Here is a 16,793-nt window from a genome sequence, read left to right on the forward strand (position 1 = left end):
TGCAAAGTGTTATTTAAATGAGAAAACGGCAATCATTACTTCAATGAATTTGTATGAATTCTCAGAAAAAAATAATTGTGAAATGGGAATAAAAATTAACAAATCTGAAAATGAAGATATTTTTGAAGAAATCTTAGAAGAAGCAAAGACTATAAAACAATTCTCCGAAAAATTACAATTTGAATCTGAAACAGACAAAGAAAAATTTATTTCAGATACTGAAGAAAAACTTGAAAACGGATTTTGTATTCGTTGTAAAAAGGAAATAGCATTTAATTCTTCAAGACCTTTATGTAATTTGTGTTATAGAACTTGGAAAGATTTCAGTAATGAAGAATATCCTGAACACTATTGCCATAAGTGTGGTAAAGAATTTGAAAATATAAGTTTTAAACATTGCTTCTGCAATGACTGTAATGCACACGGAGAGGCATAACGAATGTTTTTGTTAAATGTACCTTATGAAAAAAAGATGAGGCAAAATCCCTTGATGATATATAATCACATAACAAGCACTTCAAAACCGATTCTGCATCAACTGCAAAACGGTTTAGCTGCAAAGTTATACTACAGGATGTCGATGATAAAAACACCGTTTGCACGCATAGCGTTACTGTTGATCATTTGCTCCTCATTTCCCGCCCGAGCGCTCGATTTCAGCGGTTCGCGTTCATTTATTGAAGCGCTTTCCGCTTCCACGGGATACGCACAACGGGCGATGTCGTTTTATTCGCTTACCGTGCCGACCGGAGGCAGAGCGGAAACGCTCGGCAGCGCATACACCGGCATTTCGGACGACGTATCTCTCCTCGATGCAAATCCCGCGGCGAGTTCGGTACTTGCGCAAAACGAAATCGGAGTATTTCACAACACGTGGATCGCAGGCACGTCGATGGAAACGATCGCAGCGGCGGGAAGAAAGGGCGATATGGGTTTCGGCGGCGCGCTTCGCTTTTTTTACGTACCCTTTGACGAATACGACGCTTCGGGAGCACGGAGCGCACCGAGCCTCTACTCCGAAACGACAGCGCTTTTCAATATATCGTACAATATCCTCGCAGGCTATTATTTTAAAGGGATCGCGATCGGCACAAACGTAAAAGCCGCATGGCGCAGTATGCCCGACGCATCGGGTTCGGTCATAAGCGCTCAAAGCCTTTCGCGATCGGCCTTGGCGCTTGCATCCGACGCCGGCGTCATGCTGCGCTTCAACTGCGGCAAATTTTTCGGTTCGCGCGAACCGAATTTACGCATCGGTGTAAACTTTCTGAACGCAGGAGCTGCGATCACGGGCTTCGGCGAAAAAATCGAATTCGACGACCCGCTCCCGACAAGCGCCGCTTTCGGTGTATCCTATCGTCCTATCAAACAACTGCTTGCCGCTGCGGAATTCAAACAGCCGCTCAGCCTTTCCGATAGCGGGAAATATCTGCCGTGGTCGGCGGGCTGCGCCCTCGAAATCGATACGACGGATTTTTTCAGTCTGCAAGCGGGCTGCAGGTTCGACGGCGGCGAAAGCGGAACAAACGTGCAATTCGCCGGAGTCGGTATCGGCGCGGGCGTCACGCTCTTTAAGCGCGTACGGCTGGACGTCAACTATACACTCGACCGCTTTACGTCGTTCCGTCCCGTCAATCACATAAGTGCAGGCGCAAAAATCCTGCTCGGTGACGGCGGCAGAGCAAAAAGGCAAAACGAAGTCGAACGATTGTACGGCGAAGGGCTCAAGCTGTTCGGAAACGGAGATTTTGCCGGAGCCGTCGCCGTATGGAACGAAGCGCTCGCGGTCGACCGCCGCTTCACTCCCGCAAAAAAAGGTATCGCAAGCGCGAAAAAGCAGCTCGCTTTACGACAGCGCATCCGCGATTCGCAATCTATCGAAAACTGAAACGCACAGGATACGACAAGCGCGTCGCCCGAGCCGGCGAGCGGTTTAGTGTCAGCGCTTTTTACTGAAGATCCGGTAATTTATCCACGGGAAGATAGGATGCTTCGCTTCATAAGACGTAAGCCATTCGGTACTCACCGTATTCGCGCCTAAAGATTCGAACACGTTTATAAACGCCGCGAGACTTTCCGTAAAGCGCGCTTCGGCATATTCGGGGAATGTCCCGTCCCATATCATCTTCGCCCACGTACACGACTGCGCGAGCATGAGTTCGCGCGCGCTCAAATTCAACAGCCGTGCCTTAAGCCCGGTATCGTCGGGAAAGCGCTCGGCCAAATCGATCATGCGCTCGCTCGCTTTACGCGCGTGACGCACGATCCGATTGTTTTTATTCGCGACAAGCGTCTCTCCGTAACCCGCACCGATCGCGGCGCTGCAGTACGGCTGTAAACTTTGCAGCTGCATTTGGGAAACGAGTATGTCTTCGAAAAAAGCAAACGAAGCGGGCTTCCCCGCCGCATAGCGGTATACGTGTTCAAGCCAGGCGATACTCTCGTGCCACTGCAAAAATTGTTCGGAAGAAAACACGCAGATATGCGAAAGCACCGGAGAAGACGGCAAAAGATCTTCGGCGCGGACGAGCACATTTAGTTTTTTATCGAAAAAAGAGGCGGCGTCGGCTTCGCATCGTTCGGCCGCGCGTACGGGATCGTAGAGCGAATCTTTTCCGTTTCGTCTTCCGCTCTTACTGTAATATTGATAGCCCGAAGCGTAACGCGATGTCGATCCCCGAAAAAACGGTTCAAGCAGTTCGGCCGATAATTCAAACGCGATATCGCGATTGACGTCGCAGTATGCGGAAGAAGCCGCATAACCCTTTTCACCGAAAACTTCTTCGTCGATGCGGTTATCGCGCGCAAATGCGGCAATGTCCGAGCCGCAGCACACGGGCGCGAATATGCCCCGCTCTACGAGAGGATCGGAAAAAAGAAAAGAGCGCGCATCGAGTACCGTGTAATCCACGCCGTAAGTGTGCATCACTCGCTCGATGCCCGGCATATAGCCCATTTCGGGAAGCCAAAAACCCGATGCGCGATCGCCGAAAAAAGAGCGGTGCGCATACAAACCCGTTTCGATCTGCGCGTTGAGCACTTCTCCCATATCCGCATAATGCGGCAAAAAAATATTCGTGCCGCAGGTCGCAAGCAGTTCGACATATCCTTTTTTTTGATATTCGGAAAACCTTTTTATTAGATCCTGTCCGTATACCGCCGTAAAACAAAAACGGTCTTCCTGCGCTTTTTCGAGATGAAATTTAACGACATCGCACATAGCCGCATCGCCTGAACAGCGTTCGAGTTCGCTTTTTCCGAGCGCGATCTTTCCGTCGAGCCACGCGATATACTGCTGCTGCACGACGGGGTCTTTTAAAAGCGTACACAGCACCGGCGAAAGTACAAGGGCGATCTTACACGGCACGCCGTCTTTTTCGAGCGAAGAAAACATATTGAGCAGCGGTATATAGATGTGTGAAATCGATTCGTACAGATGATTCATTTCCGCCGCGAATTTTTTTTCTTCGGCGCCGACGTGATAGATGTATGCCTGCGGGTTGGAAATCAGCAAAACGATTTTTTTACTTGCCATCGAATTCTCCGATTTTTTGAATGCGATTACAGAAACGATTCGCGGTGCTGTATGTAATGATCGAGCAAAAGCTCTTTTATACCGGAAAGAGATGCGATCGGCGTTATGCCGGCATCATTGCCCGGACGAATATGGGCGAGCAGTTTCGACGAGCGCGGGATTTCGACCGTACCGGAAGACGCGAGCACGATCGTTCCCGTTTTCACCGAAGCCGCCAATTCTATACGTATGATTTTTTTGTCTGCGGGACACAAGATGTACTCCGATGTATCCGCAGGTACGATCTGCACATCGTACGCATCGTCGGGTTTCGTATCGGTGCGGTTCGCAAACGAGCAAACGTGGAGAAAGATCGTATACTCCCCGTGTTTTTTTAAGCTGCGTATATCCGGCTCGCCTATATCCCAATAGACGTAGACCCATGCCGGACTCCTCAGCACCGCTCCTATCTGTGTCATATTGTACGATTCGGGAAGAGATGCACCCGTTGCGGATATCTCACCTTCTTCCCGTGCGATGATCATATCGTTCGGATCGTCCGCCGCCTCTTGAACTACATCGAGCAGCTCGCCGATGAGAAATCGCCTGTTCAAATTATCAGGCACATCTATGCCGTACGTATCGGCAAGAGCAAGCAAGTCGGAAAAAGACAAGGACTCAAGATATGTGCGGGTCATCACGTTTTTTTTCATATTATCCTTAAAATGCGGCACGCCGTTCATGCGCCGCGTTTTAATGCGTATTTTTATAATGCGCTTAATAATCCTAGAAAAATAAATATTAGTCAAGGCGTGATTTTCATGGTACAATATGATTGAACTATGGGGCAGCAGAGAATCAACAAGCCGACGCAGAGGATCGGATCATTAAAACCTCCGCACGAATAAAAAAGTCTTCAGGAGAGAGAAAAAAATGACATTGTATTTTTATACCGCCCGCCGAAGCGCATGCGAAAAGATCGCAAAGGCGCTCGAAAGAGAGGGACATATATGCAGCATCTGCACGAATTGCGATGATTTTTACAAAGCCGTTTTAAATACGAAACCCCGCCCCGATTTGCTGCTGCTCGACCATTTGACCTGCGACAGCAATATTTGCAACATCTACCGCTATATGCGCGAAGTACGCCGCCTCATTCCGCTTATCGTTTACAATACGCCGTTTCCATGCGGCTGCGATGCGCGCCTAAAGCACTGGATCATGACACTCAATCTCTACTACGGCCGCACACCCGCCTTCGACGCCGCCGCATACCTTCCCGTTCTGAAAACGATCGCACAAGCGGTCGAAGCGGACGGAACAAGCCCGGCGGCTTGTACGCTCCACGGATCGAATTGCGAAAAAGAAAAAACGGATACGCTCGGGCGAAGCGGATCCGCGCTTATCGAATACAAGCAAAAACTGCCCGCATCGCTTTTTTCCGTATTTGAAATACTGTACGACAACAGAACGGAGGCGATCAGCATTCCCGAACTGCAAATCCTCCTGCAAGAGCGAGGCGTTCATACGAAACAGGGAACGATCTATTCGCATATATCGCGATTGCGTACTTATCTGATGAAAGAAATCTCGGAGATGTATATTTTGAAAGTAAAAAACGGATATCGGTTATACACGAGAGAAGAAGCAATGTCTGCGGCTCTCTAAAAACCGGAGAAGAACGGGGCTGCCTCAAAAGCATTCGCCTTTTTTCGACAGCCCGTCCCGTAGACGCTTATTTCATGCTCGCGGAAATACGCTCCAAAACCTTTTTGCGGTCAAGCGGCTTGATGATGTAGTTTTTGGCACCGAGCAGCAAAGATTTTTTTACCAATTCTTCTTTGCCGAGCGCGCTGACCATGACGACGCGTGCATTTTTGTCGAACGTCATGATCTGTTCGAGCGCGGTGATGCCGTCCATGCGCGGCATCGTGATATCCATCGTTACGAGATCGACATTCGGGCAAAGCTCTTTATATTTGTCGACACCTTCTTTACCGTCTGCAGCCGTAGCGATGATTTCGTAGCCTTCGCTTGAAAGAATCTGTCCGAGCTGCTTTGCAACAAACATCGAATCGTCCACAACCAATACGCGGATCTTCGATCCGTCGGCTTTCAGTCCTTCCTGCGGACGCTCGTTAATCGTCGGAAAATCCTGTTTTGTCTTCATATTCTATACTCCTGCCGTTTATGTACGTTCACGTATTGCAACATTGACTTCGACTTTACCGCACTCGGAAATGAGCGGCACGATAAGCGCTTCGACATTTTCGGTGTGCGTACCGCCGAGCGCCGCGATTTCCATCTTCTGTCCGACAAAAAGCGCAGGCGGCGTCAAATCGAATTTAAATCCGAGCTCCTGCAATTTTGTAACGGCCTGAGCCGTGATCAAATTCGCAAGCTCACTGATCGTCGCTTTTGCAAGATCGTCGAATTCGGGAAGCGTTTCGCCGTTCATCTTGGACGCAATGTTGAGCGCCGTCTCGATCGTCATATCGTACAAGACGCGGCCTTCGACATCGCCGGCAAGTCCGACTAACGCAGCGACTCCCATCATCGGCATCGCCGTCGATTTGAGATACAGATCGCCGCGCTTTACGTCGACGCCCCCGAGCACTTCTTTTAAAACGCTGTAAGAAGTTTCAACGAACGGGTTAATATACTCTACTCTCATTCAAGTCCCCTTGTCTATTTATTTTTTGTGTACACTTTCAGTGCACCTATGGTCTTTTCAACAAAACCGGATCCTGCCGGAAGCGTTTCGTTTTCTCCCACAATGACGATGCCGTTCGCTTTGAGCTTTTCGTCGAAATCGGCGATGACGGCTTCCTGTCCGTTCTGCGGCAAAAGCGACAAAACGTCGCGCGCAAAAACGATATCGATTGCGGGAAGCTGGTTCGTATGCTGGCAATCGTGATACTCGAACATAATACTATCTTTTACGTCTTGTGTAAATGTGTATTCGCCGTTCGCCTTTTTGGACAAAAAGGGTGCATACCAATCGGCTGCGGCGGCATCCGGCACGGACATGAGCGGCGCGTTCGATACGCTGAGCAGATCCGTATCCTGTGCATAGATGCGAAGCTTCGCCGCGGGATATTTTTTTCGGAGCACACACGCAAGCGAATAGGATTCCGTACCCTTACCGCAGCCGGGGTTCCACACGCAGATCTGCTTTGCCGTGTTTTCGGGCAGCACTTTGTACACGGCGTCGGCATAGGCTTTCGTCCACCACGCGCCCGTGCACGGCGACCAAAACGACGACAGAAAGAGGGCTGCATCGTTTTCGTTTTGCAGCTGGGATTTGCCCTTGCCGCGCTCTTCTTTCCACGAATCGAAGCGCGCGTTCACCCACTGCTCGTTGAGAGGCGTCGTCGTAAATTTTCGATACGTCTTTAAGCTTTCGATAATGAATTTCAAATCCTGCGCGGACGTATCGGGTGCGCTCTGTCTTTGCGAAGCGGACGGCTTTGCGGCCGCCGCCGCTCGGGCGTTCATCGCGTCTGCAACGGTCTGTCGGGCGGAAGCCTGCGGCACGGCAGCGGAAGTCGGCAAGTCGAACACCGGCTTCGTATACGCGCGGTCTTTTTCTTCTTCGCCGACGCGGGAATTGAAAATGCGTGCGACATCGAGCAGAATGTAGAGCCGCTTTTCGGCTTCGACGATACCCGAAATATATTTGATATTGATATCGCCGAACAGCGGATGCGGCGGCTGGATCTTGCTTTTTTGCACGCCGAGCACTTTATCGATTTTGTCGACGACGACACCGAAAGTCTGTTCGCCGACGGAAAGGATGAGCAGGCTTTCGAGTTTATCTTTTTTATCCGTGCGCTCGGGGACCGGAATATTGAAAAACAGCCGCAAATCGATGATCGGAATGATATCGCCGCGGAGATTGTATACGCCGAGCACGAACGGAAGCGTATTGGGCACGTAGGTAAACTGCCCCGCCTTCGCGATTTCTCTGACGTGCATGATGTCGACGCCGTAATCCTTTCCCGAAAGCGAAAACGATACCATTCTGAAATCGACGACGGATAAAGAGCCGCGCGTATTTACGGCAGCGGCTTCCGCCACGGCAAAAGCGTTTTTCAGCCGATCCTGTATTGTCTTTTCTTCCATCGCAACCTCACTCACCGATTCGCACCGATCGCCTGTTGGGCATTGATTTCTTTGCGCACACCGAGTTCGAGCAGCTGGCTTACGTCGATGATCAACGATACGGAACCGTCTCCGAGTATCGACGCGCCGGCGATGCCGGGCGAATTGGTAAACTGATCGCGCAACGGTTTGATAACGACATCTTCTTCACCGATAAGACCGTCGACCATAATGCCGATTTTCTTTTCCTGAGAACCGACGATGACGATAAAGCAATAGCCGTCGTTGTCGACCTCCGCTTCACGGATATTGAACAGGCGCGAAAAACGCAAAATACTGATCACTTCGTTCCGCACGTTGAGCACTTCGTAGTTGTCGATCGTGTTTATCTCGCTCAGCTTGATGCGCTGGCTTTCGATGACGCTCGCGATCGGAATGGAATACACTTCGCTTCCGACTCTGACGAGCAAACCCTGTATGATCGCAAGCGTCAGCGGGAGTTTGATCGTAAACGTCGTGCCGCGACCTTTTACCGAAGAGACGAATACCGTGCCGTTCAGTTTTTCGATCATCGTTTTGACGACATCGAGTCCGACGCCGCGCCCCGAAACGTTCGTGATTTTATCCGACGTGGAAAATCCCGGTTCGAAGATGAGATTGAACGCTTCCTGATCGGTCAAAATTTTATCGGGATGAATGAGGCCTTTTTGGATCGCTTTTTGACGGACCCGTTGCACATCGATACCGGCACCGTCGTCCGATATTTCGATGATGATCATATTGCCTTCGTTCGATGCTTTCAAAAGCACCGTACCCGTTTCACGCTTGCCCGCCTTTTTTCGATCGTCCGGAGATTCGACACCGTGATCGACGGAGTTACGCACACAGTGCATGATCGGGTCGAGCAGGTCTTCGACGACGGATTTATCGAGTTCGGTATCTTCGCCTTCGATTTTGAGATCGATTTTTTTATTGAGATCGCGCTGCAGATCGCGCACGACGCGCGGGAATCGGCTGAAAATCTGGCTGATCGGAACCATGCGGATCTTCATGACGCCTTCCTGCAGTTCGCTCGAAATACGTCCGAGGTTTTGCGTCGACGAACGGAATTTTTCGGTCGCGCTTTTGACTTCGGAAACGTAGGCATCGAAGAGATTCGACAAATCTCCGTAGCTGTTCATGATCTCGTCTTTTACGTCTTTGACAGAAGTGCCGCTTCTGATTTTATCGAGATACTGCGGGAGCATTTCAAAGAGCTGGCGCATTTTTTCTTTGTAGCTCGCTTCCATACCCTGAAACATGACAAATGAATTGACGAGCTGCATGGAAAGCTGATTGAACGCCGCCTTCGTGATAACCGTTTCGCTGACGAGATTTAATAAGTAATCGATCCGCTTCGAATCCACGCGCAGTATGGAGCCGGCTTGCGCCGCATGGGATGCTGTCGGTGTCGAAGCGTGTCCGCCGGAAGGAGCCGCTTGCGAAGAGGTAGACTGAGCGGCGGGTTTCGCCGCTTCCGCCGATTCGGCAACTTCGCGCTCGGTCTCGGAGGCGGCAGCCTCTTCGGCGGCTTCCGGTACTTCACCGCCGCCCGCTCCGTCAAACGAATCGATGCGCTGCGCATCGTCGATGAGCGTTACATCGGCAAGAAAAGCCGTGTCTTCGATCTTTTCCTGCGTTTCCGACGTCGCGATATAATAATACACGTTTTCGTAAAAAGTATCTTCATACAGCGCGTCGAAATCGGGAACGGTTTTTAAAACACTGCCGATCGATTTCAGCGCGGCAAAAACCTGAATGCCGCCGACGCTGTTCATCGGATTGCTTTCGTCGAATTTTACGGACACGCACCACAGGGACTGATTGCCTTGACACGCTTCTTTCAGTTCGAGGTATTCGCCTTCCGAAAGTGCTGGGCGCGCAAAGTCCCCGTCACCCGATGCGGCGGGTTTCGGAGACTCGGTTTTCGGCGCCGCCTTTTTCGGAGCGGCGGGTTTCGATGCGGATTTTACGGCAGGAGCCTTTCCGTCTTTTCCTGAAATATACGAATGGATCGTGTTGATAAGGTCGTCGATATTTTTCGAATACACCGAACCGTTTGTGCGCGCTTCGAGCATCGCTTTGATAACATCGATGGAGTTGAGCAGCACGTCGATGACCGGCTCGGTAACTTTCAATTTGTCGGAGCGAATTTCATCGAGCATGTCTTCGACCGAATGGGTAAACGAGGCGATTTCATTCATCTCCACCGTCGCCGAACCGCCTTTCAGCGTATGCGCCGCACGGAAGATTTCATCGATCGCTTCGTGATTCGTCGGATCGTTTTCTATGACCAACACATTGCTTTCGAGATTATCCACCTGCTGTTCGGCTTCGGCAAAAAAATCTTTCAACAGCTCTTCATTGTTGGGATCAAGATAATCGCTCATACTCTTTATTATATACGTAAACGAAGATAATTCAAGCGCCTAACGCGAAAATTTGCAATTTTTTCCGATCCCCTTCCGATACAGTTATACGCGCTTTCTGCCGATAATATAGAGACAATCTTTACGGATTTTGTATCAGGAGTGCCGCCGTGAACCGAAAAAAAACGCTTTGTATCATATACGTATTATCTGCCCTGCTCGCTCATCGCGTATCCGCCGCAGGATTTTTTTCAGGCTATACCGGAGTCAAAGCCGACCTCGGATTTGCGGATGCAAGCGGCTCTTTTGACACGCAGCTCAAACTGCAGTCGTTTTTTGCCGGACAATTCAATTTGGCGAACAACCTCATCGCCCGTGCCGAATTTTCGATGCGTACCGGCGACATCATCGACAATACGATTTTCAATAAAACGCCCGCCGATTTTAAAATCGACGAACTGTCGCTCATCCGCCGAAAAGAATTTGAAAAGAGCACGAATTTTCTCAGCGTTTTCGCCGGTACTTACGAGCCGATCGGATCCGACCTCCTTTTACGGCGGCAGTTCGGCATCGAAGCGATTTCATCGAAGATCACCGAAAGCTGGCTCGGGTTGTCGGGATCGATCGTGTGTCCGCTGTTCGGTATCGGCATTTCCGATATCGTACGCTTTTCGAGCGCGCCCATAGCGACCGGCGGCTACCTGTACGTGAACCGTGAAAACCCCGACAACAATTTTGTGTTGAACGCCGATGCGCGTTTCGCGTGCGCCTATCAGTACTTTATCCTCGACGCCGCAGCAGGCATCAATTCGCCGATGAAAAACAAAAATGCCGCCGGGGAAGACGTTATCCTCCTCGTCGACTCTCTGTACGCGCATACGGGCATTACGATGCTCATCGGAAACAATTATACGCCCTGCTCGTTTTTTATACAGACGGGCGTGTACGATCTGCCGATCAAAGAGGGTTCGGACACCTTTTCGTTCGACATCGCAAGCATCTATCTCCTCGCGGAATTTCGTATGCGGCTGTCGTCGTATCAGGCTATGTTCGCCGCATTCAGTCTCCCTTCCGACACGGTCGAAGAGCTGCTCTTTATTCGCGACACGCTCGGCTGCAATTTTACGCTTTGCAACCCTTCAGTGTACATCGGCGCACAGCGTTTCGAATTCGGCATACACAACACGATTTCATTTAAAGACAAAACTTATCTCGATATAAAAGATTTTGCCGACCTCTTCGCTTCCGTGCCGACGATCAGCGCCTCTCCGTATGCCGCGGTAAAAATCGGACGGGGAGAATTCCGCACGATGCTGCAAGTCCTCATTTCCGATTTGATAAACGATTCTCCCGCCGCCGCATTCGAATGCAATTTCGGCTACAAAATGCAGCTGTAAGTGCGGGACACTGACGCCGGTCCTCTTCGGCGTGCCGACAGAACGCGCACCGGAGGACTCTGTCAAAAAATCGCTGAAAATTACAGCACACAAAAAAAACCGCTCCAAGCAGAAGTTTCCTCCGAGTTGAAAGCGATAGATTCAGTTGGTAATGTGTAATTAAATTACCTCAAGGTTAGTCGGCCTAATGGCGACGATTAGCTAATCGATTCTACTTCTTCTTTGGAAAGACCGGTCATCTGCATAATAAAATCAAGTTCACAATTCGCATGTTTCATTGATTTTGCCGTTTCCAGTTTTGTTTGGTACGATCCGTCGGCAAAACCTTGTTGTATGCCTTGCTGTATTCCCTCTTCCCGGGCATCCATTTCGAGTCCCGACATAAAACGGTATTCCTGCCGAGCCTGCTCGTTATGTTTTACTGCCTGTATCATCGTTTCTATCCTCCCGGTGTATTCCGTATTCGCCGTTCCGGTTTTGACATACTCCAAAAAGCCTTTGAGTTCTTTATTAGTGGCTTTTTCAAAAGCTTCCGCATTTATTATAACCTTTTTTGTCCCGTCGCGTAAGGGCGTTTGCCCGTCTTCGATACAAATATTTTCGAATGTGTAAAGCGGCTTGCCTTTTCCTATCGCGTCAAACAAACAGACGAAAATAATGTAGCTGTCGTTCAAGGCTTTGTAGTGGGTACCCTTGTCCAAAAATGTGATGTCAATCGCTGCTTGGTAGTATCTCATGCGTTTCGGAAGATTGTGTTCGTTGCTTACCTGCATTTCTATGTCGTAGGATTTGCCGGCTTCGTCTTTTACGAGCAGGTCGAGCCGCACCGATTTTGCTTCAATGCCGGTTGCCACGCTGTTTTGCGGCGACAGGCAGGCGATTTTTCCGATTTGTCCTGCTAAAATCATTTCAAGAAATTGCTTGCAAATACTTTCATCCTGCATAATTTTGCAGAACATAAAATCGTCAGCAATCGTTAAATCGTCAAAACTTTTTCTCATACAGGTCTCCTCGCAAAACATTCACTATATATATATCGCGGAGATGTTGCAATTTCGGAGTTTTTTGAAGCAATTTTGGAAGATATCTGCCGATGCCGCCGTACGCCGCTATGAGCAAGCGATAAGACGCTTATCATATCAACGGGTAATGTGTAATTAGCTAATCGATTCCACCTCTTCTTGGGTGAGACCGGTATCATCCTCTGTTCATCGATACACCGTTGAGCGATGTCCTATTTCGATGACGGTAATAATCAGCTTATCGTCACAGATGCGGCACAAAATGCGGTAGTCTCCGACGCGGTATCGCCATAGACCTGAAAGATTTGAAGTAAGTGCTTTACCGCGGGAACGCGGATTATCGAGTGAGGCAATTGTGCTCATATATTTTTTGATTCGGCTTTGTATCGGCTTATCGAGCCGTGAAAACTGTTTGCTCGCCGCCGGAGCATATTCAACTTTCATTTTAGTTACAGTCCAAGCTCTTTATACAGAACATCGGCAGGTATTGCAGCTTCCCCGCTTTTTTCAAAGTCATTCCACGCTTTTTCGGCACACACTGCGTCTTCGGCATCTTCCTTCAATTCGGCAAGGTAGCAGCTGAGGGCATTTTCCAAGATGGTATCTTTTGCCGCACCGGTCATTCGGGCTGCCTGTTCCAATTCTTGATACAGTTTATTTGTCATGGTCATTGTAGGCATAGCTTCCTCCTAAAAAAGGCAATGAGGACGTTTGAACTTCCGAATTGCCTTTTTTCGCCGTTTTGTAAGGCTTTAGCCTGAAAAACGGCATACAATAAACGATGTTTCATCAGGCGACAGCCTGATGAAACTCGAAGTTGAAGCGAGCGGCACTATTTGAGCCGTGAGCTTCAACCGTCCTCCTGTTTTTCATTATATCACAGATTAAATGACTTTAAAAGGGAGCGATGTAAGTATTTAAGAGTAGAAATCGCTTCCACCCACACAAAAAAACCGCCCCGAAGCCGAAGTTTCCTCCAACTTGAGAGCGGCCGATTCAATTGTTAATTTGTAATGTGTAATTTGTAATTAAATTATCCATTACCAATTACACATTAACCATTGAAATTATCCATTAGCGCATTACCCGTTCCTTACGGCGTTATTGCCGTAATCGTGCCGAAGTCTTTCCAGCCTTCTGCGGTTCGATAATCGCCTTCGGTGCCGGCGGGCACTTTAAGCGTTGCGGAACTGATGGGCGTACCTTCAAACACGTGGTCGCTTGCCTCAATAGTCGGCGGGGTTGCCGCTCTGCACGTTACCGTTGTCAGGGCACCACAGCTGGCAAAGCATGCCCAGCCCAATTTGGTAAGCTGCGGCGGCAAATCTACCGTCTGCAGCTGAGAACAGTCCTGAATCCCTGAAATCTCCGTTATCCTTTGCGGCACGGTAAGTGAAGTGATTGCTATACCTCCCAGTGCATAAAATCCCAGATATTCAAGCGAATCAGGGAGTGTAAGATTTTGCACGTTTCTGCAGTTGTTAATCGCTTCTTGTTCAATACGCTTTAAGCCGTCAGGCGGACTTATGGTTTGCAGTGCGGAAACACCTCCAAAAGAATCGGTTGCCAATGTCTTTACGCTTAAAGGAACGGTGTAGGATGCGCCCGGTTTACCCTTCGGATACCAGCGCAGTATGCTTTTATCGCCGTTAAAGATAACGCCGTCTACTGAAGAAAGGTAGGTGTTATCGTCTGCGACCGTTACGCTTTGCAGCGTATCTCCCCATTTGAAGGGAGCTTCTATATCCGTTACCGTGTAGGTTTCGCCGTCGTGGATAACCTCTTTCGGTATGGCAAGCGTTGTTCCCGTGTAGGCCGTAAAATTCCCGGAACTTGTATGGGCGGTTACGCTCACCTTTAGAGCGGTTTTATCCGTTACGTGGTAGCGCACGCCGGCTTCTGCAAAGTAGTCGGGTATAAAGGCGGAAGGCTTTACGGTAATGGTACCCGAAAAGTCGGTCTGTCCGCTTAGCGTGTCGGTTACCTTTATGCGCGTTGCGCCGGCTTTGCTGAAAGTTATTTTGATGTTGCCGTGACTGTTCAAATTCGACGTATCCAGCGTGATGATGTCCGCCTGTTCGGGAACAGCCGTGTAACTGCCCGATCCTGCCGTTACCAGTCTGTAAAGAAAAGTTTCCCCCTTATTTTTGGTAACGTCCCGCTTGTCCAGCGTGAGATTGGCTCCCGCATATTTGAACTTTACTTTGATGTTCGCATTCGCCGTTACCGTGTGGTTGTACGTTTCGTTCGCTCCCGCTTCGATTATGTCGCTGCCGCGGTTCGTCCACTTGTCTACGGCAAAGTTGGTATCAGGCTTTGCGGTAAAGACGACGGTTTTGCCCTGTTCCACTTTATTGCCCGAACCGATTCCGGTACCGTCAACTTTTGCTGTAAGTGTGCCGTTCGCACCGTCCACGCCGAAATTGATAGTATAAAGCAGCGCCCAGTTTGCGGTATATTCCGCATTTGCAGCGGGGAAGACCGGAGTTGCAGGCAGTGCGGGATTCCATCCTTTAAAAACGGAATCCTCTTTTACGGGATCGGCGGGAACTTCCAAAGCTGTGCCGTATTTGCCGGATTTTACGACATCGTCCGTATTGCCTGCAATGTTACCGCCTGCAAGTTTAAAGGTTACGTTCACCGTATTGCGCTCGTAATAGAGTTTTACAACGGTACTGCCGTCGGCGGCTATCGTGCCGTTTTCCTGTACGGTTCCGTTTATTTCGGTGAGAGCGGGATTGTAGGTAAAGCCCTCGTAGTCTCCTCCGATTTTAGGCGTGAATGCAACAGAATCATCCGCCGTGCCGTGTAAGGTTTCGCTTTCCGTCGGCTCTGCAGGATAGGTGCCGTCCGTTCCTTCCTGATAGTGTTTTACCGTATACGAAGCTTCGCCGGGCGAAAGCGCTTCAAAGCTCACCTTTACGTCGGCCGCTTTGGTAACGGTGAAGGCATAAGAATTCGTCGTGTTGCCCGGAACGGCAACGTCGTCTGCCTTCCATTCCTTTACTTTGTAACCGGAGTCGGGATTTGCCCTAAAGGTTACCGTTTTGCCTTTTTCGACATTTATGGGGCTCGTCTCCGTTTCGGGTACGCCGTCCGCCTTCGCTTTAAGCGTACCGTTTGCGCCTTCCACACTGAAATTCACGGCGTACTGCGGAAGCGGCGTACTGTTGCTTTCAAAGCTCACCTTAACCTCGGCCGTCTTGGTTACAGTAAATGAATAGGAACTGTTGGTGCCGTTTACAGGGTTGCCGTCAAGCGTCCAGCCCTTTACACGAAAGCCCGAATCAGGTGTTGCCGTAAAGACAATCGTTTTACCCTGTTCCACCTTATCGCCCGAATTGATTTCCGTGCCGCCGACTGTCGCTTTAAGCGTGCCGTTTCCGCCGTCTACGCTGAATGTTATGCTGCACGATACGGGCACGGGCGGTGTGGGCGTTCCGCCTCCTCCGCTTGAATCGCTGCCGTTCGAGCAACTTACAAAAACCGACATCGCGGCAAAAAGCAAAACGCCGGCCGCTGCAATCGGTATCTTTTTTAAAAGGGCTTTACCGAGCTCCCCCCCCCCTATACGGATGTACAGGATTCGATTTTACTTTGTTCATCATAAACCTCCTCTGAAAACACGCGTTGCCTAGTACCGAATACTTCCGACATTCTCCTGTTTATTATAATATATTCCATCAATTTTAACAATATTTCGCATTGCGCATTATTAATTATTATTTTCAAGGCGAGCACCCCGGAAATGACGAAAAAAAATGTGTAATAAATGAGAAAGGCAAAGCGCGAAGCAACTCGCCTTACAACTGTTCGATTTCCGCTTCGGTAAGACCGGTCATTTGCGTAATAAAATCAAGTTTGCAATGTGCCTGCTTCATCAACTTTGCCGTTTCAAGCTTCGCTAGATACGAGCCTTCGGAAAGACCTTTCGCTTCGCCTTCTTTCAAGGCAATTTCTCTTTCTTCTTCCCGTTGTACGGCAATGTCCACGTCATAATCGTATTCGGCAATCAGCATGTTCATCACCTCCTTTGACTTCCGCTGTAAGTATTCCCGCAGAATGTCGTTTTGTATGCACTCTTTGATCGCGTTCCGAAAGCCGTTTTCGCTGTCAAGCTTCGTGTGTCTTCGTACGGTTTCTACGAACAGCGTATACTCTTTCAGCGGTTTGCACGTATGCACAATTTTACTTCCCTTAGTATAATTGATATTCGTCACACTGACAACGAGATGCTATGTTTTTAATTACCGGCAGAAGTGGTAGTCTTATCCGACGGGATAAGGGAGCAGACAGCAGGTTGCCCTAGAACGTGAGGAAATCTTGAATACAGAGGAACCTCGGCAAC

At 49.4% G+C, this 16,793-nt stretch carries 14 protein-coding genes and 1 pseudogene; 4 read left to right on the forward strand and 11 right to left on the reverse strand.

Going from position 1 to position 16,793, the window contains the following annotated elements:
• Positions 1-436: phospholipase D-like domain-containing protein (locus JSQ97_RS11580; RefSeq protein WP_205076197.1), on the forward strand; the 436-nt coding region annotated here is incomplete at its 5' end.
• A 144-nt stretch (positions 437-580) separates the two neighbouring features.
• Positions 581-1,888 (forward strand): UPF0164 family protein, encoded by a 1,308-nt coding sequence (locus tag JSQ97_RS11585; protein WP_205076198.1) that lies wholly within the window; start codon positions 581-583, stop codon positions 1,886-1,888.
• 51 nt (positions 1,889-1,939) lie between these two features.
• Here JSQ97_RS11585 and JSQ97_RS11590 read toward each other — a convergent pair whose 3' ends face one another.
• Together JSQ97_RS11590 and JSQ97_RS11595 are read right to left on the reverse strand one after the other, a co-directional pair.
• Complete coding sequence (locus tag JSQ97_RS11590) at positions 1,940-3,535, reverse strand: 1,4-alpha-glucan branching protein domain-containing protein (RefSeq protein WP_205076199.1); 1,596 nt, start codon at positions 3,533-3,535, stop codon at positions 1,940-1,942.
• Between the two features lie 26 nt (positions 3,536-3,561).
• Positions 3,562-4,227, reverse strand: coding sequence for a DUF4912 domain-containing protein (locus tag JSQ97_RS11595; RefSeq protein WP_205076200.1), 666 nt, complete (start codon positions 4,225-4,227; stop codon positions 3,562-3,564).
• Between the two features lie 220 nt (positions 4,228-4,447).
• Between JSQ97_RS11595 and JSQ97_RS11600 the strand changes: the two genes are divergently transcribed.
• A complete protein-coding gene (locus tag JSQ97_RS11600; RefSeq protein WP_205076201.1) occupies positions 4,448-5,182 on the forward strand; it encodes a hypothetical protein in 735 nt (244 codons plus the stop codon).
• A 67-nt stretch (positions 5,183-5,249) separates the two neighbouring features.
• Here JSQ97_RS11600 and JSQ97_RS11605 read toward each other — a convergent pair whose 3' ends face one another.
• The 4 genes from JSQ97_RS11605 to JSQ97_RS11620 are packed head-to-tail and all read right to left on the reverse strand — an operon-like array spanning position 5,250 to position 10,047.
• The gene (locus JSQ97_RS11605) at positions 5,250-5,684 is read right to left on the reverse strand and encodes a response regulator (protein WP_021330844.1); all 435 of its coding nucleotides are present in this window, start codon (positions 5,682-5,684) and stop codon (positions 5,250-5,252) included.
• A gap of 18 nt (positions 5,685-5,702) precedes the next feature.
• Complete coding sequence (locus JSQ97_RS11610) at positions 5,703-6,188, reverse strand: chemotaxis protein CheX (RefSeq protein WP_187385307.1); 486 nt, start codon at positions 6,186-6,188, stop codon at positions 5,703-5,705.
• 14 nt (positions 6,189-6,202) lie between these two features.
• The gene (locus JSQ97_RS11615; RefSeq protein ID WP_205076202.1) at positions 6,203-7,639 is read right to left on the reverse strand and encodes a CheR family methyltransferase; all 1,437 of its coding nucleotides are present in this window, start codon (positions 7,637-7,639) and stop codon (positions 6,203-6,205) included.
• Between the two features lie 11 nt (positions 7,640-7,650).
• On the reverse strand, positions 7,651-10,047 hold the full coding sequence (locus tag JSQ97_RS11620; RefSeq protein ID WP_205076203.1) for a chemotaxis protein CheA: 2,397 nt from the start codon (positions 10,045-10,047) through the stop codon (positions 7,651-7,653).
• A 149-nt stretch (positions 10,048-10,196) separates the two neighbouring features.
• Between JSQ97_RS11620 and JSQ97_RS11625 the strand changes: the two genes are divergently transcribed.
• Entirely contained in the window at positions 10,197-11,423 is a 1,227-nt protein-coding gene (locus JSQ97_RS11625; RefSeq protein WP_205076204.1) for a hypothetical protein, read from the forward strand.
• Between the two features lie 197 nt (positions 11,424-11,620).
• On the opposite strand, the gene JSQ97_RS11630 is transcribed toward JSQ97_RS11625, so the two are convergent.
• From JSQ97_RS11630 to JSQ97_RS11650, 5 genes and pseudogenes are all read right to left on the reverse strand, one after another.
• Entirely contained in the window at positions 11,621-12,424 is an 804-nt protein-coding gene (locus JSQ97_RS11630; RefSeq protein WP_205076205.1) for an Rpn family recombination-promoting nuclease/putative transposase, read from the reverse strand.
• A gap of 207 nt (positions 12,425-12,631) precedes the next feature.
• The gene (locus JSQ97_RS11635; RefSeq protein ID WP_205076206.1) at positions 12,632-12,889 is read right to left on the reverse strand and encodes a type II toxin-antitoxin system RelE family toxin; all 258 of its coding nucleotides are present in this window, start codon (positions 12,887-12,889) and stop codon (positions 12,632-12,634) included.
• A 5-nt stretch (positions 12,890-12,894) separates the two neighbouring features.
• Positions 12,895-13,125 (reverse strand): hypothetical protein, encoded by a 231-nt coding sequence (locus JSQ97_RS11640; protein ID WP_205076207.1) that lies wholly within the window; start codon positions 13,123-13,125, stop codon positions 12,895-12,897.
• A 413-nt stretch (positions 13,126-13,538) separates the two neighbouring features.
• Positions 13,539-15,938, reverse strand: a complete 2,400-nt coding sequence (locus JSQ97_RS11645; protein ID WP_205076208.1) for an InlB B-repeat-containing protein — start codon at positions 15,936-15,938, stop codon at positions 13,539-13,541.
• Positions 15,939-16,248: 310 nt separating this feature from the next.
• Positions 16,249-16,677: pseudogene (locus tag JSQ97_RS11650) on the reverse strand (hypothetical protein); the annotation flags it as partial.
• Between the last annotated feature and the right edge of the window lie 116 nt (positions 16,678-16,793).

This window comes from Treponema sp. Marseille-Q4523, from assembly GCF_016901105.1.
Taxonomy (GTDB): domain Bacteria; phylum Spirochaetota; class Spirochaetia; order Treponematales; family Treponemataceae; genus Treponema_D.